Here is a 24,775-nt window from a genome sequence, read left to right as displayed (position 1 = left end):
TTTTCTACTTTCCTTTTTTGAAGAAGCGCCCCTCCAACCGGTGTTCCGGCGGCGGGACGCTTTTATTACTACACAACCGACATAACAGTTACAACAATTTCCTGAGATATTCTTCCAGTTCAGCACCGCGCAAGCCAATCTTCAGCAGGTTGCCCTGTTTGTCGATCAGCATCGTGGCGGGAATGGCGACCACGTTGTAATCTTTCGCTACCTGGCTGGTGGGGCCGCTTTCGCCGATCAGTTGCGGCCAGGTCAGTTTGTCTTCCGCAACGGCTTTCAGCCATTTGGCATTGTCTTCGTCGATGGAAATGGAAACGATGGACAGCCCTTTGTTTTTGTATTGTTCGTTGAGTTTGATGAGCAGCGGGTTTTGTTCGCGGCAGGGTTTGCACCAGCTGGCCCAGAAATCGATGAGCACGTATTGGCCTTTGAAGTCGGCGAGATTGTGGGTATTGCCTTTATCGTCTTTCAACCGGAAGCCGGGAGCGGGTTTGCCGATTTTATCGAACGTGGCGGTACCGGTGCCCGTCATCTGGGTGAGCATGTATTTTACGGTGAAGGTGTTGCGGACGTTGGGGCCCAGTTTGTCCAGGAGCCCGGTAATTTCCCCGGGAGCTGCGTTGCTCATGTAGGCGTTGATGAGGTACGACCCTGCACCGGCATTGGGATTGCTCAGCAGCCAGGCTTTTGCGAGACGGCTATTTTCGCTCGTGATTTTATTCAGTTGTACGTTGAGCTCCTGCTGTGCATCAACATCGCCTACCCGGGTTGCTTCCGAGATCTGGCCTTCCAGCTCTGCGATTTTCGCTTCGCCCAGGTTGTTGCTGAAAAAATCCTTTTCCAGCTTCTGCCAATCGTTTACGAACTGGCTTCCGCTATACACGGCGTTGGTGAAATAGGGGCCTTTTCCTTTGATATTCAGCTTTCCGCCTTCGAGATAGAGGAAAGTTCCCTGTTCTTCCCTTTTCTCCCGGCCGATCTGAATGATGTAGGTAGAACCACCTTCCTTCATATCGAGCGTTTTCGAGAATTTGCCGTTTTTTACAAAAGCGGAATCAACCACGTTTCCCAGCGGGCGCCAGAAAATTACCAGGTCGTTCTCCTTCAATCCGTCGATTTCGGCATTGATTTCCAGTTTGTCCTGGGCAAAGCAAACCATCCCGGAAAGCAAGGCCATACCTGTGAATATACGTTTCATGCGATGCGATTTTTTTAAGATTTTGAGAATATTTTCAGTTCGTATTGTTCGTCTTTCGTGCCGTCTTCGTTGAGCGTCACCTGGTTGGGGATTTTGATGCCATCATGGGTTTCGTACGCCGACATGACTTTGGAGTTGTACAGGAGTGGTGTTCCCTGTCCTTTGAACTCTTCCCTAACTTTCATGCCCGACGCGGCATCGTAATAGCATTTCCAGGTGTTGCCCGCTGCGGTGGTCACGGTAACGAGGTACGCTTCAACACCATGTATCAACATGAAGGAATCCGATAGCATTACTTTGTTGCCTGCTTCGAAAAACCGCAGCTCGGGGAAAAGTGCGCCGGCGTATCGCAGTTGGTCCGCTTCGGCAAGCGTTACGTGCTGCGGCTGGCTGAAGCTGGAAAACTTAAGGCTGTCTGCCACTTGCAGCGATTTCAACATCAGTTGCGTATGGCCCGTTTCCAGCATGGTGCTCCACGAGCTGGCGTTACCGGGTTCCAATCGTTGTGCCATGACGAACGCATTGCCGGGGCCAGCCCGGTACTCCAGTTTGGCCGATCGCAGCTGCGTCAGTTGTGCCTTTCCGCCGATGGCTTCGAGGTAACGGTCTATCACCTGCTGCGCCGTAACGGTTTTATCGGTGCGCAACTTCGTACCACCACCGATCCAGATATTATCGGAACGGTCCATATCAGGCAGGCGGTTTTCCGGATCGAGGAGAACGGCGGTAACGGGCGATGTAGTGGGCACTTTCAACGTGTGCTGGTCATTCCATTCCCACACCTGCGCCGGCAACTTAATACGGTGCGATTTGCCGTTGAACTCGCGCACCAGCAGGTTGACGGGCATGGGCATGGCCAGTTTGTTGACGAGCGTGATGAAAATTCCGTTCGCCGGATTTCCCGTTGTATACGTCACTTTCCGGATCCCCTGGTCCAGCCGCGCATCGGTAAAGAACCAGGCACGCCAGAACCACGACAGGTCTTCACCGGCAGCGTTTTCCATGGCGCGGAAAAAGTCGTGCGGTGCGGGATGGCGGAACGACCATGACCGGATGTACCGCCTGAAAGCATCGTCGAACCGCTCGGCGCCCAGCACTTCGTTCCGCAGGAGCATGAATGCCATGGAGGGTTTCAGGTACATAAGCGCGCCCATGTCTTTGGGCGGAACGCTTCCGAAAGTGGTGTGGATGGGCGCCCGGTTTTCCTTCATCGTCATCCATTGCACGGCATTCTCCCATTCGTAAGGGCCGGGGCCATTCAATGTGGCGGCGTTCAGGATATTGATGAAAGTATTTTGCCCCTCGCACATCCAGCCGATGCGGCTGTCTCCGGCGATCATGAGGTTAAACCAGGCGTGCCCGATCTCATGATTGGTTTTTCCCCAGACAGTGCTGCCCGAGCTGCTTTGGTCGTAGCGCAGGACAGACACTCCGGGGCTGGCCACACCGGTAATGGCGGCACCGATATTGACGGCGGACGTATAGGGATAGGGAGTCCATTGGTTAGAATAAGCTTTGATGATGCGGGACATGGCAGTGGCGATGGTATCCCACTCCCGATGGCTGCCGGGCGGATACAGTGCCATGGTAGGCACCCGGCGCCCGTCGGGCAGCGGGGTGCCGAGGGCGTCCCAGTTGAAGGCTGTGGAAGCGGCCCAGATACCGTCTCCGGCCTGGGGCTCCGAAAAATGCCAGGTGAGGGTTTCGGCACCTTTTGGCGCGGTGGCCTCGCCTGCCGTGCGGATGCGCATGGCGGTATCTCCCGCGATCGCTGTGTGGTAGCGTTGCAGCAGCTCCGGGCGCATGACTTCCCGCGGGTTCATGAGGGTACCCGTGCCCTGGACGATCAAGTTGGCCGGCGCGGTAAACCGCATGTCTATGCTGCCGGTCTCAACGTAGTATTGTGTCGAAAGTACATTCCAGCCGCGGAGATCGTCGTACACGCACATCCGCGGGAACACGGAGCTCAATTGGTAAACGCCTCCATGCGGGGTTTTCAGCACGCCCATATAATCGGCGCCGCTTTCCGGAAGGGTATAATGATAGCCGATTTCCAGTTTCATTTGTTTGCCGGGTAGCAACGGTTTGGCCAACGCCACACGGATGTAGTTATCCGAAACCCGGTAATCGGCGGGCTGCTGATCGGCCAGGAACCGTTCGATGACACATCCATCCGTATATTCCTTCACCCCGAAACGGCTACCTTCCGGCGGTGTGAGCAGGCTCTCGCGCGAATCGCTCCGGAAGCGGTTGAGGATGGTCACCAGCCAGAGATACGACAAAGTATCCGGGCTGTTATTGGAATAGACGATGGTTACCTGCCCCTGTACTTTCCGCGAAGCGGTATCCAGCGAAAGGACGATCTTGTTATCCGCCCTGTTTTGCCAATACCCCTGGCCCGGCGTACCATTGAAGCTTCTCTGCGCATTGCCCGGCGGATGCGACACCGGTGCGAAAGCCGCAACGGGATCGTATCCGTTCTCCGGGTGCTGTTGGGCCAGCGCCGGCATGGAAAACCCAAGCGCCAGCATCAGCAGCGCGTTCCTGTATGTATGATTGACCACTTTTACTGTGCCTGTTGGTTGTAGAAATCTTCGATCTCCTGTTCCACTTTCTCGTCGAGCGCAGTGCTCAGCGCCGCATTGAGGAAATTGCCGTTTTTGTCGATAACGATGTAACGGGGTGCCTGCGTGATGCGGTAACCGTCTTCGAAGAGGGCTTTAGCCGCCTTATCGTCGTCGCGGGTGATCACTGTCAGGTTATTGGGCCCGGTGATACCGGCGTTCCTCGCCAGTTCCATCCAGAGTTTTTCAAAACCCGGCGTATGCCAGGCGATGGTCAGGAAAACGATATCGTCTTTGCCTTTGTACTTTTCAGCGATCTCCCGGAAACGCGGCAGTTTGGCGATGCAATACGTGCACCAGTGCGCCCACACGTCGATCACAACCATTTTCCCTTTGTAATCAGACAAATGGACCGTCTTGAACTTTTCGTTTTTCGCCGCAAAGTTGGGCGCCGGCCGGCCATAGTCGAGCACTACGTAGCGGTTGTACAGCGAATCGATGTAATTGCGGGCCGCTTCTGTACTTACGCCGTTTTTCAATACCGGATATACCTCCTTGATCGTGGGATTCCAATGCTTATAGCGCGTTTCAGCATACATCCAGTTCCTCGCGGCTTCGTCGCGGAGAACGGTGCTTTTGGCGGTACGCATGAGGTCTACCATCATGAATTCCGCTTCCAGTCCGGGTTCTGCAGCCTGCCGGCCAAACCACCAGGTAGAAACGATGGTGCTCATCAGATGCGCATTGCCGATCCTGTCGAAATGAGGGTTGGTGAGATCGAATCCCTCAAAATACCAGTCGGAAAAACCTTCCGTTTTGGTCACTTCTTCGTGCGCACGCACCATCGAACGTTTGGCCATCATCCGGCAGAAACCTTCAAATACGGCAACCGTTTCCAGCTCATCGGCCGATAATACTGCGGCCTTCTTTTCCTTCGCGATCCATGCATCCGCCAACTTGAGCAATCCATCCATTTCCGCCCTCGTCTTCGCTTCGCCGCAAGTAAAATAGATTGAATCGATCCTGTTCGGCAGCTGGAACTTCCTGTCGTTGTACAGCGCATGCGGTCTCATATTCCGCATCTGCGATACATCCATTTCTACTTCCAGCGGTTCATTGGTATTAACGAGAAAGGTTTTACTATGTATAAACATTATCTGGCTGCCTTTGCTCAAATCCCGCAAAATGGGCAGGGGCGCCTGCCCCTCCTTACCATGTATCTGCTCGAACACATGCCCATTGGCTCCGATGTACGAGAACATGAAAGTGTAATTGGCATTCGTTTTCGAGTGCAGGTTCAGTTGAAATTTGCCAGGTTCGCCGGCTGCGGCCGTCAGTGTTCCACATACGGCGGCTATCAGGAGCCCAAAGGTTTTCTTCATTCCAAATGCATTAATTAGATGAACGGATTACGGCCGGTTGCCAATGGCAGCCAGGTCCAGGTTATGTTTCTCGCGGAAATAATTCAGTACGATGTTGTATTTGCGGCGTACGATCCCTTTCGTGTCTTTCTGCGGACTGAGAATGGTCGCTTCCAGTTCGGCCGTTGTATGGCTCATGATGGCCTGCGTGTAGCTGGAAAAATCCTGCGCGCGGTCGGGCCGGTTAGGCGCCTGCACTTCCAGCATCCCGAACTGGTATTTATTGTTCTCGGTGATGCCAGAGATACTGGCGGGCCACAGGGCGAGGAACTCATTCGGCATTTCCACGCTTTTCCCCAGCGCCGCACGATACATGTAATAGCGCCGCAGGGAGGCCAGGAAAGCTTTCCTTTCCTCGGGCGTCTGCTGTTCCAGTTCGGCTTTCGTCCACCCGATGCCCAGCATTTCCGGGCTGGCGGCGAAACCGGTCGTCACATTGATGGCGCCGCCAGGCAAAGGTGCTCCTATGGCGGAGGAGAGGATGATCTTAAATGGTACGGTTGTTTTAATGAAGCTCTCCGGGAACACCGACAGGCTTTCCTTGAACACTTGTATCAACTGCCCAACATACGCAGGATCTCCCAGCGCCGCGGTATCTGATAGGTAGCCGGTGTTGTTGTAGGCGAAATCACGATAGTTGAATTTATAAAGGATATAAGTACCGTATTGTTTTTTAAACGCGACGATTTCGTTATCGAACGCATGGTTCCCCTGCGGCAATTGGAATGCGTCGGGCAACAATTGCGGGCTTGGTTTCGCTTCCTTGCCGCATGCAGCCAGGATGCAAAGGGCTCCTGCCATCCCTGCCGCCGCTGCGAATCGTTTGAAAGTAAGTGCCATGTTGGTTGAGTTTATTGCGGTTTGCGGACGTAGGTAATCTGTTTGTTTTGCGTGAGGGAACGGTTGCGATCCAATACTTCCCGCGGAATCGCGAGCACGTATTGCGGATCGTTTTCCTCCAGCACGTACACCTCGGTAACGGCTTCACTGGGGCGATACACGTGCTCGATACGCGGCATGCCATAGCGGCGGAGGTCGAACCAGCGGTGGCCTTCCTCGAAGAATAATTCACGGCGGCGCTCTGCGCGGTACTTTGTCAACAGCTCGTCACCCGGCATCATACCCCACACCGGTGCTTCTCCGGGATTGAACCTTTTGGCGCGAAGCGTATTAAGATCTGTGAGTGCTTTTTGTGCGAACGATGCATCACCGGTTTTACGATACAGCTGAATGTACCCTTCCGCCCTGTTGAGATAGGCTTCGGAACTTCTCCAGATCATATAATCCATATCGTTGAAATGTTTCTGGCTGGAATAATCTGGAGCGAACCAGACTTTCAGTTCCGGAGGCGTCCACCAGATGTAGTAAAACGTACGAAGATCATTAGGCTCGTAAGAATCGTAAAGGTTGTGCGAAACATCCGCCAGGAGCGGGAACCCGTTCACTTCCGTTTCCTTGTTGGTACCGTAGGCCCAGATGGTTTCGGGGCTCTGGCTGCGGATCGGGGAATACTCCTGGGACCAGCCCGCGAGGTCCTGCAGTTCCGGATTGTATTGCAAAACGTAGCTGGCATGGTCCACCGCGGCCTGCCAGTCTTCCATTTGAAGCGCTACCCTGCTGGCGAGCAGATGAACGGCAACATGACTAAAGAATGTTTTCTCCCGCTCCCTTTTATCTTTCTCGAGCAGTCTGATAGAGCTGTCGATATCTTTTTTGATCTGTGCATACACTTCGGCCACGCTATTGCGGGTCAAATCGCTTTCCACCACATTGGCATCCAGTTTCAGGGGAACGCCGGGCAATTTATCCGGCGTGGTACCAGCCGTATTGTACGGCATCGCATACAAGTTAACGAGCATGTAGTAATAGTACGCCCGCAACCCGAACGCCTGGCCTTTAAACCATTCCCGCTCGTCGTTGTCGCCTTTCGCGACATCGAGGTACTGCAGGGCAACGTTTACAGGCAACAACAGCTTATAATATGTTTCCCAGGAATTGATCACCGTAGTTTCGCCGCCTGCCAGCCTTACCGCTTCGGTATACTCCGCCTGCCATTTAAAAATCGGCGAATATTTCTGGTGCGCCTGATGATCGGTGGAGCCGATCGTCAAGTAATATTCCACATCATCGGTCAGGAAAAACAGTTGCGGCTGTAATTTGCTGTTCCCGTCGGGATATCCTTTCGTACAAAGGATATCGCCGTAATCAGCAACAGTTGTAGGTATGATATCTGTCTGGGAGCGCTCTTCGAGAAATTTTTTGCAGGACGTAATGCCCGTTGCCCCGGCCAGTATCGCTATCAAGAATAATTTTTTCATCAGCTTTCAGATTTGTCCGTTAAAAATTTGCCTGTATGCTCCATGCAAACTGGCGGGAAATCGGCAGGGCGGTAGTACCTACCCCATCGATTTCGGGGTCTTGCCCATTCAGTTGACGGGAAGCGATCGTGAAGGGGTTGGAAATGTTCAGGCTCATCCGCAGGTTTTTAACAGGTGTATTACGGAATACGGTTGCGGGAACTGCGTAAGCCATCATGATATATCTGCATCGCAGGAAGTTGGCATTCACCACGCGCAGATCTGACAGATCATACATTTGGTATTGCGCCATACTTCCCGCACCCGCAAAGTCCCGCACCATGGGGAGCTGCTGATAGCCCGCCGGGAAAATATCCCTGATCACCGGCACGTCGGTAAATTGCTCGTCGCCGGGTTTACGCCAGCGATCGATCAGGTCCCGGCTGGCGTTGGAAGAGGGTGACGGGATCCCGTACCCGGCATCCAGCCGGCGGAACATCTGGTTCAACCTTTTGGAAGCGCCTATGCTGTAGTACAAGGCCATATTCATCGAAAAATTCTTATATCGGAAGCTCGGTGCTACGTTCCCGAAAACAGACGGCTCCAGTTGCCCGCTGTACACCATGTATTCGTAGGGCTCGTTCAGTATTTTACCGGGGTTCATGAAGTTGAAGACGGGAAGACCCGTTTTTCCGTCGAGACCATTATATGAGAAGGAATAAAATCCACTGAGCGGACGGCCGGGCATAATGGCACTTCCGCTGAGGTAATCCATATGATTGTTGCGGTATCCCTGCTCGCCGACTTTATTCCGGTTGATACTGTTCATGAACGTGAACGAAACGGTCATGTCTTTCTTTTGCACTGCCACCACGTTCAGGGTAATTTCAAGTCCCCCGTTGGTCATATTCCCGAGGTTCACATACGTTTCCTCTACCCCGTTTTCGGCAGGCACTGCGCGGGCCGACAGCAGGTCTACGCTTTTCTTGCCGTAGAGGTCCACCGCCAGGTTCACACGGTTCTGGAGTAACGCCACATCGAGCCCGAGGTTCCATTGATAGGTCTTTTCCCAACGCAGATTGGGGTATGGAAGGGTTTTGATAACAACGGGGGCCTGCCAAGCAGGTTGCGTTCTTCCTCCGTTCCCGGAATGAAGTTGGCGATGAGGCTGGGCCCAACCTGTGTTACCACGTTGCCCTGGGTACCGTACGAAGCGCGGAGACCGAGGTTGTTGAAGAACCGGGTGGTTTTCATCCATTTTTCGCCGGTAACATTCCAGCGGAAAGAAGAGCCGAAGTTGGGAAGGAATTTGGAGTTGGAATACTGCCCGAAACGGTTGGAACCGTCGGAACGTACCGTAACGCCAACGGTATACCGGTTGTCGTAGTTATACGCAGCATTGGCATATACCCCGAGCCTGTTGTCGAGCTGGTCCATCAGCTGGTTCCGGCTCTGCCTTCTCCTGGAAAAATCGTTGGCATAAAACGTTTTTCCGCGATCATGGTAATATCCGGGCTCCTGGGAAAGATGCCCTTTCAGTTGGCGCGAACTGATTTCCGTACCCACGGTAAAGTCGAACTGGTCGCGCTGCTTGAAAAGGTACTTTGAAAACTGGAGCGAGTTCCGGGTATTGATAGTGAGGCTGTTCATGTTACTGAAATTCGCGATCCCGCCGCGATTTAACTCCGACCGGTTCATGACTTCAACAGGAACGACTTCGCCCAGGTTCCAGCCCCTGATTTTCCCCGAATGGCTGCTGGCCTCGAACGCCGCACGAAACGCGTCTGTGGCGTCGGAAATAGCGCTGGACATATGTTCGAAACGCAAACCGCCTCCGATGTTATAAGATAACTGCAGATTGGCCGACGCATTGCGGGAAGCATTGGTATTGAGCGTATTGGCAATTTCGTCATGGATGTTGTAGTTGATCGGTTTCGGGATATAGTTACCGCTGGGCACATCGGGAAGCGACCACGCATATCTTTCATGCGGATCCATAAACCGGCTGGCCTGGATCGCGTAGGTCATGGGGTTCACTGCGGTATAATATCCTTCCATTTGGCTGTAACCCGCCATCAGGTGGAGGTCCAGCTTCAATCGTTTGCTCAGTTTCGCGTTCAGCCGGATGTCGGCATTGTATCTTTCGTTCCCGTCTTTCTTCCCTGCGCCGTTGTTACGCCCGTAACCCAACGAGGCGTACCAGGTGGTATTTTCGTTACCTCCGCCCACGCTCAGCGAATGATTCATGCTGAACGCGTTGCGAAAAAGCTCCCTGAACCAGTCGGTATTCCGGGAACTGCTGGCCTGTACGGCAGCCTTGAACTGATCTTCCGTCAATTCGCGCGCGTACAGCCTCGCCAGTAATTTTTCATAAGAAGATTCCGGTTCGAAACCTGCGGTAAAGCGTTCCTTCACCAGGCCGTCGTCGATGATCTCTTTGGAAAAATTCATTCTTTCTTCGGAGTTCATAAGATTCATCCTGCGATAGGAAGGCCGGGCGGAGAAAGACATATCGGTGTTATAGCTGATCTGCAAGGGCCCCGCCTTACCTCTTTTGGTCTGGATCACGATCACACCATTGGCGGCCTGGGTGCCGTAAATGGCGGTAGCCGCCGCGTCGCGGAGAAAGGTGATGCTTTCGATGTCGTAAGGGTTCAGTCCGCGAACGGCGTTACCGAGCAGGTTAAAATCGCCGCCGATGATGTTGTTCAGTTCCCCGGTGGCGAGGGGAACTGGCTCTGGGCGGATCATCCCGTCGATCACCCAGATGGGCGAAGCGTTCCCGATGAAGGTGGAGGTTCCGCGCATACGGATCTTCGGTGCCGCATTTACGCCGCCGGAAGTATTGAGGATCATCAGGCCAGGTACCTTTCCCTGGAGCATTCTGTCGATCGAGGGCTCTCCGGGCTGGAGGATGTCTGCCGCATTGAGTTTGAACGTAGATGCAGTGGCCATCCGCGCTTCGATGCGTTGATAGCCGTTTACCACCACTTCCTTGATTTCCTCGGGCGAGGGCTTCAACGTCACTTTCAGGAGGCCTTCTGTTGCCGGATTAGCGCGCATGGTAACGGCACGGATGCCTACGCCGGAAAATCGGAGCAGCTCGTTTTCGTACACCATGAGGGAAAATATCCCGTCGTCGCCCGTTACCGTTCCGATGTTCGATTCCATGGCCCGGATGGAAATCCCTTCCAGGTTGGGCCCGTTTTCGGAAACGACCTGCCCGCTCAACAGGAAGCTTTTCCTGCCTTTTTTTGATTGGCTTCCACTTCGGGATAAATGATGATCCCGCCCATATCTTCTGCAAACTGCAGTTTGGTACCTGCCAGGATGTGTTGCAGCACATCCTGGAGCCGCTGACCTTTCGCATCCACATTAACCGGTGGTTGATTGCGGATAAGGTCGGAGTTGTAGGTAAAGCGCACGTTGGTAAGCGCGCGAATGTCTTTAAGCACCTTGGCCAGGGATGTTTTGTCCGCTTTATAGTTCACCCGAATGTCCATAACGGAACGGGTTTGCGCGGCCAAACTGCCGGAAAGCGCCAGCAAAAACACCAGGAGGAATGTGCGGGCATAGCACTGCCAGGCCCATCCTCCGATAAGCAATCCAGATTTTGATCTCATGTTGATAAAAAGATTTACTTGCCGCCTCGTCTACGGCGAATTCGTATCTATGTATTCAAGCCTGCAGCGATAGTCCCTGCTAGTCCTTATCAAAAATTACCGTCCGGCCTTGTATCCGGAACCGGATGTCCCCAGTTGTTTTTTTGAGTTGTTCGAGTACCGTTATCAAGTCATCCGGGCGCGACATGTCCAGCGTAAAGCTGCGCTGCCGCAGGGATTCGTCTTCAAATCGGAATGTATAGTCGTATTCCCTGTCTAATGTTCCTGCAATTTGTTCCAGGCTGGCGTCGTCGAAATAAAGCTGGCCGTCTTTCCAGGCCGTAACTCCGCGAACATCCGCCTGAGTACGGTCCATGCTGCCGGATGCGGGATCGAAAGCCACCTGTTCCCCGGGGGACAGTACCATCGATTTGCCGGCTGCGCTGGTTTTTACTTTTCCACTGGCAAGCGTGGTATATGCAATGCCTGTATAGGTATTGACATTGAATGCCGTACCAAGCACCTCCACATCCATACCTCCCGCCTGCACGATAAACGGCTTCCGCGCATCGGGCGCAACTTCGAAATACGCTTCTCCTTCTACCTGCACTCGGCGACTGTTGCCGGAAAACGCTGAAGGATAGATGAGTTTCGACGCCGCATTCATCCAAACGGCCGAACCATCTGCCAGCAGGATGCGGGCATGTTTGCCCCGCGGGATCAGCAAAGTATCTACCGTTTCTGTACCCGATCCGGCATCTGCGTATACGATATCGTCCCCTGCGGAATTGATGGTGGCACCGTTATTCAACTGCAATTGGATGGCACTGTCTCCCAGCACAACGGTCTTTCCGTTGGAAGATTTGATCGTAATCTGCAAGGACACGTGCGCTATCGCTTCCGGCGAGTCCCCACCGGTGCGGCCCGCATCGTTCCTTAGGGTACGAACGCCTACTACAACCGCGATCACTGCCGCTGCCGCAGCGGCAGCCCACCAAAGCCGGCGTAATTTTCCGCTTCCCTGTTTTCCTGCTTCCGTATCAGCCGTACGTTGCCCATCCGCAGCATCACTTCCAGATTTCATGCCTTCCATTTCAACTGCTCGCTGAAACCGCGCCCAACCTTCATCAGCTGGGAATTGTGCATCAGCCGCGAGTTTTGCATCAGCCGTAAGTTGTGCATCGGCCTCGAGTTTTGCATCAGCCTCGAGTTTTGCATCCGCCGCGAGTTGTGCATCTGCTGCGAATTGTGCATCTGCTGCGAGTTGTGCATCTGCTGCGAGTTGTGCATCTGCTGCGAATTGTGCATCTGCCGCGAGTTTTGCATCTGCCGCGAGTTTTGCATCTGCTGCGAGTTGTGCATCACCCGCGAGTTTCGCATCGGCCGCGGATTGCGCTTCAGCCGGGAATTGAATTCCCGGGCCACCGGCCTTTGTACGGCGGCGAATTTCATGTGCAAGACGCAAGTGTTCGTCCTCATCGCTGTTGCCAGCGGAAGCATTTTGTTCGAGGTCCTCCAGTTTCGGGAGCAACCGATCCCATTCAATATCGTGATCCGGATTTTCCATTCTTTGACTATATAAATGGCAACACAAGTTTGAAAAAGGGTGAATGCCGGGGAATATTTTTATTTAAGAAAAAACAGGATACTGATAACGCGGACCAACCAGCCGCACTCCTTCCGTAAATACTGGTACGCCAGCTTAATGTGGGTCTTGACGGTATTGATGGAAATATCCAGCTGGGCCGCAATATCCGCGTACTTTAATCCATCACGGTTGCTGAGAAGAAACACAGTGCGGCGCTGTTGGGGTAAACGCGAAATGGCCGCCCATAGGGCGGCATTCCTTATTTCTTCGTTTTCGGATGATTCATCGGTCGGGTCTGCAACGGTTTCCACTAATTCATCAGTCATTTCAAAACTGATCCGGCCTGCCCGTTTGATATAATTCAACGATGCATTTTTTACCGACCGCGCAGCATATCCCGGAAATCCGACGTTGATGACCAGCTCGTCCTTCTTATTCCAGCAATACAGGAAAAAATCCTGAACGATGTCTTTGGCCGCCTCCTCATCTTCCACCACATAAAATGCGATCCGGCAAAGCGCCGAATAATGTTGACGGAAAAGATCCTCGAACGAAATCTGATCTCGTGAAATTGGTTGACTCATACCCCTTTATAGCACACATCATTATTACCCTCACAAAATAGTTAATTATTTGATTTCGCAGATTTTGCATTTGATCAAGGCGCCATATCCCCCACAAGGTCAGCCGTATGGGCGATATACCGATCGGTACGCAGCGTTTTGAGCCATTCCTCCTGGCGGTCCGCCTCCGGAGACCCCGCCGCTGCGGACACCAGAACCCGGGCCCCCATCACACCGCCCCCTGTCATGCGGGCCGCAACTTCCAGCCGCTGCTCGAAGACCGCTTTCTCAGCCGCCGCACGTTGAAATTCCTTAAAAGATAGCGGCCGAACATCCTTTTCATGCGCCTTGAGCCATCCCAGGGCCTCCCGGATCGCGGCAAACCCCGTATCCTGCGCCACCCGGGCCTTCGCCGCCGCAATAGGCGCCGTCAGCGTTCCGGCACGCTCCCATCGCTCAAAATAAGCCGCAGCCATCGTATCCGGCTCCCAAGCCGTCGGGTAATTCCGCTCCCGGAACCCGTTCCACTCTCCCTTTCCAGGGAACACCACGTCGGGCGTTATCCCTTGCAACTGCGTAGACGCACCCGTTATCCGGTAAAACCGTCCCAACGTAATGGCCATCGAGCCATAACTGATGTTGGGCGTTCCCAGCTGCTTGTTGCCCATCTTCCCCATCGCCCGGGTTTCCTGCATCGTTCCTTTTCCATATGAAGAAGGACTGCCCACTACTACGGCACGACCATAATCCTGCATCGCCCCGGCAAACATTTCGGAAGCCGACGCACTGCTTTCGTCCACCATCACCGTCAAAGGCCCGTCGTACGACACGTCCTTCCACTGCATCATATCGAACCGGGTGACCTTGTCCTTAAACCGCCCCTGCGACACCGGGCCCGCGGGCAAAAATATCCCGGCCATCTTCTGCACTTCTTCCAGCGATCCGCCACCATTACCGCGCAAATCGATAATGATGCCGGCAACGTTTTCCTTTTTCAGGGCCAGCACCGCCTTTGCCACGTCCACCGCGCATTGCGCGCCGTCCGGCCGGCTCAGGTCCCTATAAAAATCCGGCAGTTTGATATATCCGTAATGCTTCCCATTCCTTTCTATGACGGCACTCTTCGCCGCGTTGGAATTATCCAGGATCACGCCCCTTGTAAGACTGATCTCCGACTCCCTGCCCGCGCGGCTCACAAGCATGCGCAGCACCGACCCCGAATCCCCACGCACCATCTGCGACACCTGCGGCACCGATAACCCCGCCAACGGCTTCATCTTCCCGCCTGCATCGGCCAGGCTCAGAATATGATCGTTCGCCTGCAGCAACCCGCTGCGCTCCGCCGATCCACCCGGAAGCACCCGCTTCACCCGGATCTCCCCTTCGTCGGCCGAAAGCTCCAGACCGATCCCGAAGTACCGGTGAGACATGCGCGCGTCGCGCTCCCTTTCGTCTGCCGGCGCGTAAAAATTCGTGTGCGGATCAATTTCCATCACCACCGTATTCATAAAAGACGAAAACCGCAGGTCTGTCCCCGATTCCCCGACATAATTGTTGTAAAAAACATCCTGCCGGAACAACACTTTCGCCCGTGCTTCCTTTTCGGCGGCAGCCATGCTTAACGCGGGCTTTTCCGCCTGGACTTCCCTCATCTTCTGTAAAATCTGTAGCTTCAGATAACGCTCCCAGGCCAGCTTACACGCCTTCTCCCCTCCCGGCCAATGCTCGATGGTAGCCGCTATACTGTCTTTCCGCGAAAAATCCATCGGTTTGGCCAGTATTCCCCGATACAGTGGCATTATTTCCTTTATGCGTATGACCAACAGACTGTCTGCCTGGCGGAAAAAGCCCAGCGACGGCGCTTTCAGCTCATCGTCGATCTGCTTTTCCCAACTCCGCAACAGTGCTATATCCTGCTGGCGGAACAGTAACTTATTGGGATCCTGGTTCTGGAGATACTTCGTCCAGATGGAACTGGAAAAATTATCGTCCAGCGCTTTCGGTTGGAAATGCTCGGTCGTGATGCGTTTCATCACCTGGCGGAGCGTGTTGACCCGATGGGTTTCCTTGTCATTGACCGTCGTGAACGACGAGCAAAGTAACCCGGCGGCGAGAACAGGCACCGTATAATGAAATGCCTTCAATTGGCGGAAGAAGAGTTGTCGCATATCCTAACAGGCAACCGGAAGTCGGTTTCGGGTGAATGGAAATTCTGTTTTTTCTTTCGGATAGTCTGCGTAAAGTTGTGTCTGTCAACCGAACGTAACATCAAAATATCGATACAATTGAAACGATTATTCAACAGACCGCTGAGATTGAAATGGGTTGCCCTGCAAATGGCGATCGCGCTGCTGGCCGCCGTTAGCACGCATGCGCAGGGGATCAATTTCCGGAACGAACTTACTTATGAAGAAGTGCAGGCGCTCGCCAAACGTGAGCACAAAGGTATTTTCATCGATTTTTATACCACCTGGTGCGGCCCCTGCAAACATATGACGCGGTACATTTTTACAATGGAAAAAGTGGGCGCTTACATGAATGAGCACTATATCAGTGTTAAAATCCAGGTAGACAGCACCGCGGCCGACAATGCATTCGTACGCCGCTGGCGGGAATCGGCACGCATGCTCGCGACCCGCTATAAAGTCAAAAGTTATCCCACCATGGTGTACCTCGAAGCGAACGGCACACCGGTCAACAGGATTGTGGGTGCATTCGGCAGCGACGACTTCCTCCAATCCGCCCGCCAGGGCCGAACACGCGATTCCGGCTATTACGCCCTGAAAACCAGATTTACCTCCGGCGAGCGGTCCCCCGAACAACTCCGGGCGTTCGCGCTTTCCGGCAAATCCGTCGGGGATCCCGCGGCAGACACGGCTGCAGACATTTACCTGCGCACCGTAAAGGATACCTTTTCTCCGGAGTACCTCGCTTTATTGCAGGAATTCACCCATAAAACCACAGATCCCGGGTTCAAACTCTTGATGGAAGAACCTTCAAAAGTCAATGCCGTATTGGGACAGGGCGTCGCGCAACAGCTTGCGTTCGGTATTATCCTGAATACCGTCCGGTTCTCCAAGGATAAAGGTCCGTCGCTGAAAGAAAAATATCCTGAAAAAGCAGACCAGATCATTCAATACGCGAAACTGATAGAAGCGAGAGACAGCTTCGATTCCACGTCCCTCTTCGCTGCTGCAAAATCCTATTTGTCCAGGTACGAAAAGGAAATCTCCTTCGAAGACCTTTCCGGCATCAGTTTCGCCGCGACTTCCATGTATACGGATGCATCGAGGCTCGAACAGGTGCTGGCCTGGCTCGAACCTACGCGTCAGGATACATCCAGCAATATGTACCCATACGCCCGCGCCATGTTGCTCTATGAACTCCATCGAAAAGAGGAAGCCCTCCAGCAGATGGACGTCGCCATTTCAAGAGCGGAAGCCTTTCCGGAACGCATGTTCCGCGCAGTGCGGGAAGAAATGGTAAAAGGGGGAAGCTTGAAAGATTTTTCGTTCATTTTGGAATAGCAAAGGCAAATTCCTGGTTAATAAAACGGACGCTGTGGGAATCATATCCACAGCGTCCGTATTTATTTACAGTATCTGTCAATCATCATTCTCCGATAATAGGACAAAGCGTTATTCAGCAATCAGCATCCCTTCGAAGCAGCAATGGACAACAAATCCATTTGGAACGACACAACCCTGCCAACGACAATGCAACCAAAGCAAAAAATGCGGGCAAAAAAAATAGGTAAGCCGGATGACTTACCTATCAAAAATTCAAAAATTTTTCGTGGAGCTGGCGGGAGTCGAACCCGCGTCCAAACATATTCCCGGAAAGCTTTCTACATGCTTATTTCCTTATTGCTTTTTCGAGGCCTGGCAGGAACGGAACAAACCAACCTTGCCCTTATCCGTTAAGTTTTTCGTTGCACACTCACAGAAACCATGTGCACTTATCCATCTGTGGTTTTGATTCAGCGGCGGGAGTCGCAGTAGGACACAATTCCGGCGGCTATAATGGGTACCTAATCTGATTAGGCAGCCATGGCGTAGTTAGATTCGCCAATTAAAGTTTGGGTATTCAGATTTACGTGCTAATTATCCAACGCACGACATGCTTACACTTTCAAAGACCTATGCTGTCAAAACCGGTCAGCCCCGGTATTTTTGCTCTGCAAAGATACGAATAATTCCTGATTTATTTTCCGGTGATCGCTCGCCAGATATCCAAACCGTTCGCATACAACAACAAACCGAACAATAATACCATCCCTACGATCTGCGCATACTCCATGAACTTCTCACTCGGCTTGCGGCCGGTAATGATCTCATAGATGAGGAACAGCACATGCCCCCCGTCCAGCGCAGGTATCGGGAGAATGTTCATGAACGCCAGGATGATGCTCAACAGCGCCGTCAGCGTCCAGAAGCTCTGCCAGTCCCATTCCGAGGGGAACAGGTTCCCGATCGCCATAAAACCGCCCAGCGACTCGCTGGCCTTCACTTCCTTCGAAACGAAAATCAACCGTAATTGCTTCACATAGTCTACCAGCGTTTCGATGGCCGTTGTAAAACCTGCCGGGATCGCTTCTCCGAAAGTATACCGCTTCGTCACGAAATCAAGATGCCGGTCAGGAAAAACATTCACGCCCAGGTACCCTGCCGCAGGGATTTTAGCACTTTTGGTAATGGTATCCGCGCCACGTTTCACCATAACGGTCACCGTTTTACCGGAATCCTTCACCACCAGTTTCGATATTTCATGGAAATAATGCACGGGCTGGCCATTGATCGCCAGCACGGTATCCCCTGCCAGCAACCCGGCTTTGTATGCGGGCGTCTCCTCCTTTTTCACTTTCGCGATAACGGTATCGATCACCGCCGGTAGCCTGACAGCCGCTATGGCGCCCTTCTTCCGGATCGTCCCCCCCACAAATCCATCTTTAATATGCACATCGAGCTGCTGCCCGTCGCGGATCACCTGGATGGTTTTGGCTTCGTCGAGGATCACGCCTTTGGTGATGTCCCGGAAATCTTCCGGTTTTTTACCGTCTACCGCCACGATCTTATCCCCTTCCATCAACCCGATGCTGTAACCCACGGAATCCGTATGAATACCGTATTTCACGTTTTCGACCGGCAAAATCTTCTCGCCCCAATGCCAAAGGATCATCGTATAAATGAGAAAACCCAGCACGAGGTTCACCGTCACACCGCCGATCATGATGATCAGGCGCTGCCAGGCCGGCTTGGAACGGAACTCCCAGGGCTCCGGCGGCCGGTTCATCTGCTCCTTGTCCATACTCTCGTCGATCATCCCCGCGATCTTCACATAGCCGCCCAACGGCAGCCAGCCAACGCCATATTCGGTGTCGCCTTTCTTGAATTTGAAAAGGGAAAACCAGGGATCGAAGAAGAGGTAGAACTTCTCCACTTTCGTTTTAAACAGTTTGGCCGGGATAAAGTGCCCAAGTTCATGCAGGACCACGAGGATCGATAAAGAAAGGAGCAACTGGCCTGCCTTGACTAATATTGCGGTTGTTTCCATGTATTTGCTTGAAAAACCAGGTATTTTTTGCGAATGTAAGTAATTAGGTCAGGCTATGTATCAATTCTGCGGCATGATCGCGGGCAGCTGTGTCGGCCTGGTAATATTGCTGTAAAGTCGGCTTCTCGACGAATGGCACTTTCGCCATCGTTTCCTCGATCACCTCCGTCATCTGCAGGAACCCGATCCTGTTTTTCAGGAAAGCGTTCACCACTTCTTCGTTGGCTGCGTTCATGACGCAGGCGGCGTTGCCGCCCTTGCGCAGCGCCTCCATGGCGATCGCCAGGTTGCGGAACGTTTTCACGTCGGGCTGTTCGAAGGTCAGGGAAGGATAATTCTTGAAGGAAAACCGCGGGAATTCGTTGACCAGCCTGTCCGGATACCCCATGGCATACTGGATGGGCAGCTTCATATCGGGCAGGCCCATCTGTGCTTTGATGGAACCATCGGCGAATTGCACCATAGAATGGATGATCGACTGCGGATGGATGATCACCTCGATCTGGTCTGCATGCAAACCGAACAGCCACTTGGCCTCGATCATTTCCAAACCCTTGTTCATGAGGGTGGCCGAATCGATGCTGATCTTGGCGCCCATGCTCCAGTTGGGATGCTGCAGGGCGTGGTCTTTCTTTACGTTGATGAGGAAATTCGTCTTTTTGCCGAGGAACGGTCCGCCGGAAGCCGTGAGGATCACCTTTTCCACTTTGGAAAGCGGTTCGCCCTGCAGGCATTGGAAAATGGCGGAATGCTCGGAATCCACCGGGATGAGGGGCACGTTCTTCTTGCGGGCAGTTGCCATGACGATGTCTCCCGCCACCACAAGGGTTTCCTTGTTGGCGAGGGCCACGGGCGTGCCCTGCTCCAGGGCGCTCAGCGTAGGCGCAAGCCCGGCGAAGCCCACGATGGCAGACAAAAACAGGTCGATGGAATCCCATGCGGCCACTTCCACCATGGCGGAAGGGCCGGCAAACACTTTGATCCCCTGGTCGAATAAAACGTCCTTCACTGCGGCGTACTTGGTTTCATCGCCGATCACTACGGCGTTGGGCCGGTGTTTCAGCGCCTGCTCGATCAGCAGCGCGTCGTTCGATTGTGCGGTCAGCACTTCCACTTCGAACAGGGCGGGGTGGGCTTCGATCACTTCCAGTGCCTGGCGGCCGATAGAGCCGGTAGACCCGAAAATGCCTATACGTTTTTTACTCATGATCAGATTGAATCTCTCCTTGCGTTTAAATTTAAAGGTTTTTTCAATTGCGGCGTGCGAAAAGGGCCGCCCCGCCTGTTGGGCGGGGAATATTTACCTGGGGAATGCCGGTTTTCAGCGGCCTTCCAGGTATTTGCCCAGCTCGTCCGCGATGGTACGGTCGTTACTGAGGCGGGGCACCTTGTTCTGCCCGCCCAGTTTTCCGATGGATTTCATATAGTCGATAAACCCGTTCTTGCGTACCGGCCTGATTTTCAGGGTTTGCAGGATATTGCCGGTCAACAGGTCGTTATAATAAATGTTCTGCTCCTGCATCGCCGCGTCTACCTCCTGCGCAAAGCCGTCGAGGTTGCCGGGCACGTCTTCGAACTCCACGAACCACTCATGGTAAGGCAGTTCGCCGTTCACCTGGATTTTTGGCGCAACGGTGAATTCGGTGATGCGGACGCCGTGGCGGCCGGCCACGCCCATGAGGCTGTGCTCCACTTCTTCGCCGATGACGTGTTCGCCGAAGGCGGAAATGAAGTGCTTGGTACGGCCGGTTACGACGATACGGTAGGGGTTGCGGGACACGAACTTCACGGTGTCTCCTATATTATATGCCCACAATCCGGCATTGGTGCTCACGATCATGGCGTAATTCACCCCTGTTTCCACGTCTTTGAGGGAAATACGGGTGGGGTTGGGCGAGAAGATCTCCGCCGCTGGCACGAATTCGAAGAAGATGCCGGCGTTGGTGTTGAGGAGAAGGCCCTCCTGCTGCTGGGTGTCCTGGTAGGCGAAAAAGCCTTCCGACGCGGGAAAAGTTTCGATGGTGGTCACTTTCCGGCCGATGGAATCCATCAGTTTGGCGCGGTACGGCTCGAAATTGACGCCGCCGTGCACGAGGAGGTTGAAGTTGGGGAACAGTTCGCCGACCGGCTTGCCGCTCCGGGCGATCAGTTCGTCGAAATACATCTGCATCCACGGCGGAATGCCGGATATGAGGCGCATATCCTGGTTGATGGTCTCGTCCACGATCTTTCCCAGCTTGGTCTCCCAGTCTTCGATACAGTTGGTTTCGTAAGTGGGCAGTTGGTTGGTACGGAGGTACCGGGGGATCTGGTGGTTGGCGATGCCGCTGAGCCGGCCGGTGGGGATGCCCGCGATCCTTTCCAGTTCGGGGGAGCCGGAAAGGAAGATGAGCTTGCCGTCGAAGGCCGACGCGTCGCCCGTTTCCACGACGTTGCAGAAAACGGCGTTGCGGGACGTATTGAAGTGATGATCGATCGATTCCTTGGAGATCGGGATGTATTTGACGCCGCTGGTGGTGCCCGACGTTTTGGCGAAGTACATGGGCAGGCCTTTCCAGAGGATGTTGTGGCGCCCTTCCTTTATTTTCTCGATCCAGGGCCGGAACTGCTCGTAGTCACGGATGGGAACGGCCTGTTTATATTCCTGATAATTGTGAATATTCTCGAATGTGTGCTCTTTCCCGAACTCTGTTTTCCTGCCCGTCTTCAGCAAATCCTGGAGGATGGCCTCCTGGTCTTCCGCCGCCCGCATCATTTCCTTCTTCACCTTTCCGGCGATAATGGAAGCAAATGGTTTGGCCAGCAGTGATTTAAACTTCATGCCCCGTTATTTTAATGATCAACGTAAGTAACAAATGTATAAAAATTGTCCGCAAGTTAAGCGTTTTTAGAACTGGCCACTGGCGGGGCTTGCAGGGTGTAAAGCGGCAGGTGGCCTGCGGGTGCGGGGGAAGGGGGATATGTATACAATTGTTAAAAAAAACTAAAATTGTAAAAAGTGCGTATCTTTGATATGTAATCTACTATTTTTCAAGCCTGTAAAAACCCATGCCGGGTGAACGGGCATTAAAATTGCAGGAATTGTTTTGTTGATTAAAAAACAAAGTAATACCTTTGCAGGAAATTATTTTTGGAAATACTATGTTCGCAGTTGTAACAATCGCAGGTCAGCAGTTCAAGGTGCAAAAAGATCAGGAGATCTTCGTTCACCAACTGGCTGGTAACGTCGGAGATAAAGTAGAATTTGCAGAAGTTCTGCTGACTGACAACGACGGTAAGATTACCGTAGGTACTGATGTAAAATCAGTGATCAAGGCTGAAATTCTGGGCCATGTGCAAGGTGATAAAGTTATCGCCTTCAAAATGAAGCGCAGGAAAGGCTTCCGGAAGAAAGTGGGCCATCGTACCCATTTCACCAAGATCAAGATCAACGAAATTGCTTAAATTCATATTGACTAAAAGTTTCTAAAGTTATAATACAATGGCACACAAAAAAGGTGAAGGTAGTGTAAAGAACGGCCGGGATTCCCAAAGCAAAAGGCTCGGGGTTAAAATCTTCGGCGGTCAGGCAGCTGTAGCCGGTAACATCATCATCCGTCAGAGAGGCACCGTGTACCATGCTGGTTCCAACGTAGGTATCGGCAAGGACTTCACGATCTATGCGCTGACCGACGGTGTGGTGGAATTCAGGAAAGGTCGCGAAAACCGCACTTTCGTTTCCGTTAAATCATTTGACACCACTGCGCAGGCGGAAGCCTAATTTAGCGTAGTGTTTGCCATAAAGTTTTTTTAATACCCAATTTTAATTACTAACCCAAAATTCAAAAAACAATGGCAACAATTAAGAAAGCCGCTGCTAAAAAAGCTGCTCCGAAGAAAGCTGCTGCTAAGAAAGCCGCTCCTAAAAAAGCTGCTGCTAAGAAAGCTGCTCCCAAAAAAGCTGCTGCTAAGAAAGCTGCTCCTAAAAAAGCCGCTGCTAAGAAAGCTGCTCCCAAAAAAGCTGCTGCTAAGAAAGCTGCTCCTAAAAAAGCCGCTGCTAAGAAAGCCGCTCCGAAAAAAGCTGCTGCTAAGAAAGCTGCTCCTAAAAAAGCCGCTGCTAAGAAAGCTGCTCCTAAGAAAGCCGCTGCCAAGAAAGCTGCTCCTAAAAAAGCCGCCGCTAAGAAAGCTGCTCCGAAAAAGAAAGTTGCTAAAAAAGCAACTCCCTCTGCTCCTGCAGCTCCGGCCATGTAAGATCGGATTTACAAACTGTAGCATAAAGAACCTCGATGAAAATCGAGGTTCTTTTTTTGTTAACTTACACCCCTATGGATAACTACGTCATCGCCGATAACTTCTCCCTGCTCGCCAAACTCATGGACATCCATGGAGATAATCCCTTTAAAGCCAAATCCTTCGCCAACGCGGCTTTCCAGATAGAAAAACTCACCGTTCCCCTCCAGGAAACTCCCAGAGACGCTATCTTCCGCATTAAAGGCATCGGCGAATCCACCGGCAAATCTGTTTGCGAAATGCTCGACACCGGCGCCTTCCCCCTCCTCGAAGAATACCTCGCCAAAACACCCGCAGGCATCCTCGACATGATGCGCATCAAAGGCATCGGGCCCAAAAAGATCGCCACCATCTGGAAAGAACTCGAAGTCGAAACCCTCGGCGAACTCCTCTACGCCTGCAACGAAAACCGGCTCACCCTCCTCAAAGGGTTCGGCGCCAAAACGCAGGAATCCATCCGCCAGAGCATCGAATTCTTCCTCTCCAACCGCGAAAGGTTCCTCTTCGCCGAAGTAGAACCCTTCGCCAATGAACTCCTCACCCTCCTCGGGAAATCCTTCCCCGGATCTCCCGTCTCCCCCACCGGCGCCTACCGCCGCCAGCAACCCGTTATCGATGAACTGGAATTCGTTGTAGGCACCCCCATCAACCAGATCTCCGACACCTTCCACGCCCTCGAAGGATTCGAAAGGCTCGGCAATACCGACGATTCCATCCTCGTTCAATTCCGTGAACAGGTCAAAATACGCCTCTTCGGCACCGCACCCGAACATTTCGCCACCAAACTCTTCACCACCACCGGCACCGATGCCTTCCTCACCGCGTTCTTCGCGCGCGAAGGCGCTGCCAACGGCGGAACAGAAACCACCGAAACCGAAATTTTCACCCGCGCCGGCCTCCCGGTCATCGCCCCCGCCCTCCGCGAAACACCCGATATCCTCCTCAAAGCCGCCGCCGGCAAACTCCCCGAACCTATCCAGGCCAGCGATATTAAAGGCATCATCCACTCCCACTCCCAATGGAGCGATGGCGCCAGCTCACTGGAAGATATGGCTAAAGCCGCCAGGGATAAAGGTTTCGAATATCTCGTCATCTCCGATCACTCCCGCTCCGCGTTCTATGCCAACGGCCTTCAGCCCGACCGCATCCTGGCGCAGCACGCGCAGATCGACGAACTGAACAAACAACTCGCGCCCTTCAAAATCTTCAAAAGCATCGAAGCAGATATTCTGAACGACGGCAGCCTGGATTACCCGGACGATATCCTCCGCAGCTTCGACCTGGTGATCGCCTCCGTACACTCCAACCTCAAAATGCCGGAAGAAAAAGCCATGGCCCGCCTGCTGGCAGCCATCGCAAACCCGTATACGACGATCCTCGGGCATATGACCGGCCGCCTCCTGCTGAGCCGCAACGGTTATCCCGTAAATCATCCCGCCATTATCGACGCCTGCGTGGCCAACCAGGTGGTGATCGAACTGAACGCGCACCCGCGCCGGCTCGACATCGACTGGGAATGGATCTCCCTGGCCATCGACAAGGGCGCGATGCTCTCCATCGACCCGGACGCGCACACGATCGAAGGCTTTGCCGACATCCGTTACGGCACGCTCGCCGCACAAAAAGGCGGTCTCACTGCCGACAAAAACCTGAGCAGCTTCAGCCTGTCCGAACTGGAAGCCTGGCTGGCAGCCCGGAGACAATCCAAAGGAATCTGACA

The 24,775-nt window shown here is 53.2% G+C and carries 19 protein-coding genes and 1 other RNA gene; 5 read left to right on the top strand and 15 right to left on the bottom strand.

Annotation, left to right across the window (positions count from 1 at the left end; genetic code table 11):
• Positions 1 to 88: 88 nt before the first annotated feature.
• The 11 genes from WJU22_RS11830 to WJU22_RS11780 form a co-directional block, all read right to left on the bottom strand.
• Entirely contained in the window at positions 89 to 1,198 is a 1,110-nt protein-coding gene (locus tag WJU22_RS11830) for a TlpA disulfide reductase family protein (RefSeq protein ID WP_341843440.1), read from the bottom strand.
• A gap of 14 nt (positions 1,199 to 1,212) precedes the next feature.
• A complete protein-coding gene (locus WJU22_RS11825) occupies positions 1,213 to 3,762 on the bottom strand; it encodes a M1 family aminopeptidase (RefSeq protein WP_341843439.1) in 2,550 nt (849 codons plus the stop codon).
• 2 nt (positions 3,763 to 3,764) lie between these two features.
• Positions 3,765 to 5,144, bottom strand: a complete 1,380-nt coding sequence (locus WJU22_RS11820) for a TlpA disulfide reductase family protein (RefSeq protein WP_341843438.1) — start codon at positions 5,142 to 5,144, stop codon at positions 3,765 to 3,767.
• A gap of 27 nt (positions 5,145 to 5,171) precedes the next feature.
• Positions 5,172 to 6,023, bottom strand: coding sequence for a hypothetical protein (locus WJU22_RS11815; protein ID WP_341843437.1), 852 nt, complete (start codon positions 6,021 to 6,023; stop codon positions 5,172 to 5,174).
• An 11-nt stretch (positions 6,024 to 6,034) separates the two neighbouring features.
• Complete coding sequence (locus WJU22_RS11810) at positions 6,035 to 7,501, bottom strand: RagB/SusD family nutrient uptake outer membrane protein (RefSeq protein ID WP_341843436.1); 1,467 nt, start codon at positions 7,499 to 7,501, stop codon at positions 6,035 to 6,037.
• A 19-nt stretch (positions 7,502 to 7,520) separates the two neighbouring features.
• Complete coding sequence (locus WJU22_RS11805) at positions 7,521 to 8,558, bottom strand: hypothetical protein (RefSeq protein ID WP_341843769.1); 1,038 nt, start codon at positions 8,556 to 8,558, stop codon at positions 7,521 to 7,523.
• The gene (locus tag WJU22_RS11800; protein ID WP_341843435.1) at positions 8,492 to 10,711 is read right to left on the bottom strand and encodes a SusC/RagA family TonB-linked outer membrane protein; all 2,220 of its coding nucleotides are present in this window, start codon (positions 10,709 to 10,711) and stop codon (positions 8,492 to 8,494) included. The genes WJU22_RS11805 and WJU22_RS11800 overlap by 67 nt, the downstream gene beginning before the upstream one ends.
• The gene (locus tag WJU22_RS11795; RefSeq protein ID WP_341843434.1) at positions 10,708 to 11,103 is read right to left on the bottom strand and encodes an STN domain-containing protein; all 396 of its coding nucleotides are present in this window, start codon (positions 11,101 to 11,103) and stop codon (positions 10,708 to 10,710) included. The genes WJU22_RS11800 and WJU22_RS11795 overlap by 4 nt, the downstream gene beginning before the upstream one ends.
• A 79-nt stretch (positions 11,104 to 11,182) precedes the next feature.
• Positions 11,183 to 12,649 (bottom strand): FecR family protein, encoded by a 1,467-nt coding sequence (locus tag WJU22_RS11790; protein WP_341843433.1) that lies wholly within the window; start codon positions 12,647 to 12,649, stop codon positions 11,183 to 11,185.
• Between the two features lie 59 nt (positions 12,650 to 12,708).
• Complete coding sequence (locus WJU22_RS11785; protein WP_341843432.1) at positions 12,709 to 13,254, bottom strand: RNA polymerase sigma-70 factor; 546 nt, start codon at positions 13,252 to 13,254, stop codon at positions 12,709 to 12,711.
• A 74-nt stretch (positions 13,255 to 13,328) separates the two neighbouring features.
• Entirely contained in the window at positions 13,329 to 15,401 is a 2,073-nt protein-coding gene (locus WJU22_RS11780; protein ID WP_341843431.1) for a S41 family peptidase, read from the bottom strand.
• Between the two features lie 117 nt (positions 15,402 to 15,518).
• Here WJU22_RS11780 and WJU22_RS11775 point away from each other — a divergent pair, with 117 nt between their 5' ends.
• Positions 15,519 to 16,760 carry a thioredoxin family protein gene (locus WJU22_RS11775; protein ID WP_341843430.1) on the top strand — a complete coding sequence of 414 codons (1,242 nt, stop codon included), beginning with the start codon at positions 15,519 to 15,521 and terminating at the stop codon, positions 16,758 to 16,760.
• A 266-nt stretch (positions 16,761 to 17,026) separates the two neighbouring features.
• Here WJU22_RS11775 and ssrA read toward each other — a convergent pair.
• The 4 genes from ssrA to WJU22_RS11755 all read right to left on the bottom strand — a co-directional run bounded on the left by ssrA (position 17,027) and on the right by WJU22_RS11755 (position 21,607).
• Positions 17,027 to 17,398, bottom strand: a transfer-messenger RNA (tmRNA) gene (gene ssrA, locus WJU22_RS11770).
• A 38-nt stretch (positions 17,399 to 17,436) separates the two neighbouring features.
• A complete protein-coding gene (gene rseP / locus WJU22_RS11765) occupies positions 17,437 to 18,786 on the bottom strand; it encodes an RIP metalloprotease RseP (RefSeq protein WP_341843429.1) in 1,350 nt (449 codons plus the stop codon).
• 43 nt (positions 18,787 to 18,829) lie between these two features.
• Positions 18,830 to 19,993 (bottom strand): 1-deoxy-D-xylulose-5-phosphate reductoisomerase, encoded by a 1,164-nt coding sequence (locus WJU22_RS11760; RefSeq protein ID WP_341843428.1) that lies wholly within the window; start codon positions 19,991 to 19,993, stop codon positions 18,830 to 18,832.
• 114 nt (positions 19,994 to 20,107) lie between these two features.
• Complete coding sequence (locus WJU22_RS11755; protein ID WP_341843427.1) at positions 20,108 to 21,607, bottom strand: GH3 auxin-responsive promoter family protein; 1,500 nt, start codon at positions 21,605 to 21,607, stop codon at positions 20,108 to 20,110.
• A gap of 293 nt (positions 21,608 to 21,900) precedes the next feature.
• Between WJU22_RS11755 and rplU the strand changes: the two genes are divergently transcribed.
• The 4 genes from rplU to WJU22_RS11735 all read left to right on the top strand — a co-directional run bounded on the left by rplU (position 21,901) and on the right by WJU22_RS11735 (position 24,773).
• Positions 21,901 to 22,230, top strand: a complete 330-nt coding sequence (gene rplU / locus WJU22_RS11750) for a 50S ribosomal protein L21 (protein ID WP_240646677.1) — start codon at positions 21,901 to 21,903, stop codon at positions 22,228 to 22,230.
• Between the two features lie 37 nt (positions 22,231 to 22,267).
• The gene (rpmA, locus tag WJU22_RS11745) at positions 22,268 to 22,546 is read left to right on the top strand and encodes a 50S ribosomal protein L27 (RefSeq protein ID WP_109697096.1); all 279 of its coding nucleotides are present in this window, start codon (positions 22,268 to 22,270) and stop codon (positions 22,544 to 22,546) included.
• 71 nt (positions 22,547 to 22,617) lie between these two features.
• Complete coding sequence (locus WJU22_RS11740; RefSeq protein ID WP_341843426.1) at positions 22,618 to 23,016, top strand: histone H1-like repetitive region-containing protein; 399 nt, start codon at positions 22,618 to 22,620, stop codon at positions 23,014 to 23,016.
• A 74-nt stretch (positions 23,017 to 23,090) separates the two neighbouring features.
• Complete coding sequence (locus WJU22_RS11735; RefSeq protein WP_341843425.1) at positions 23,091 to 24,773, top strand: helix-hairpin-helix domain-containing protein; 1,683 nt, start codon at positions 23,091 to 23,093, stop codon at positions 24,771 to 24,773.
• Positions 24,774 to 24,775: the final 2 nt, after the last annotated feature.

Origin of the sequence: Chitinophaga caseinilytica, from assembly GCF_038396765.1 — a bacterium.
GTDB classification, from domain to species: Bacteria; Bacteroidota; Bacteroidia; order Chitinophagales; family Chitinophagaceae; genus Chitinophaga; species Chitinophaga caseinilytica.
Note: the sequence above shows the minus strand (reverse complement) of the source record. Positions and strands in the feature narration are given on the sequence as shown.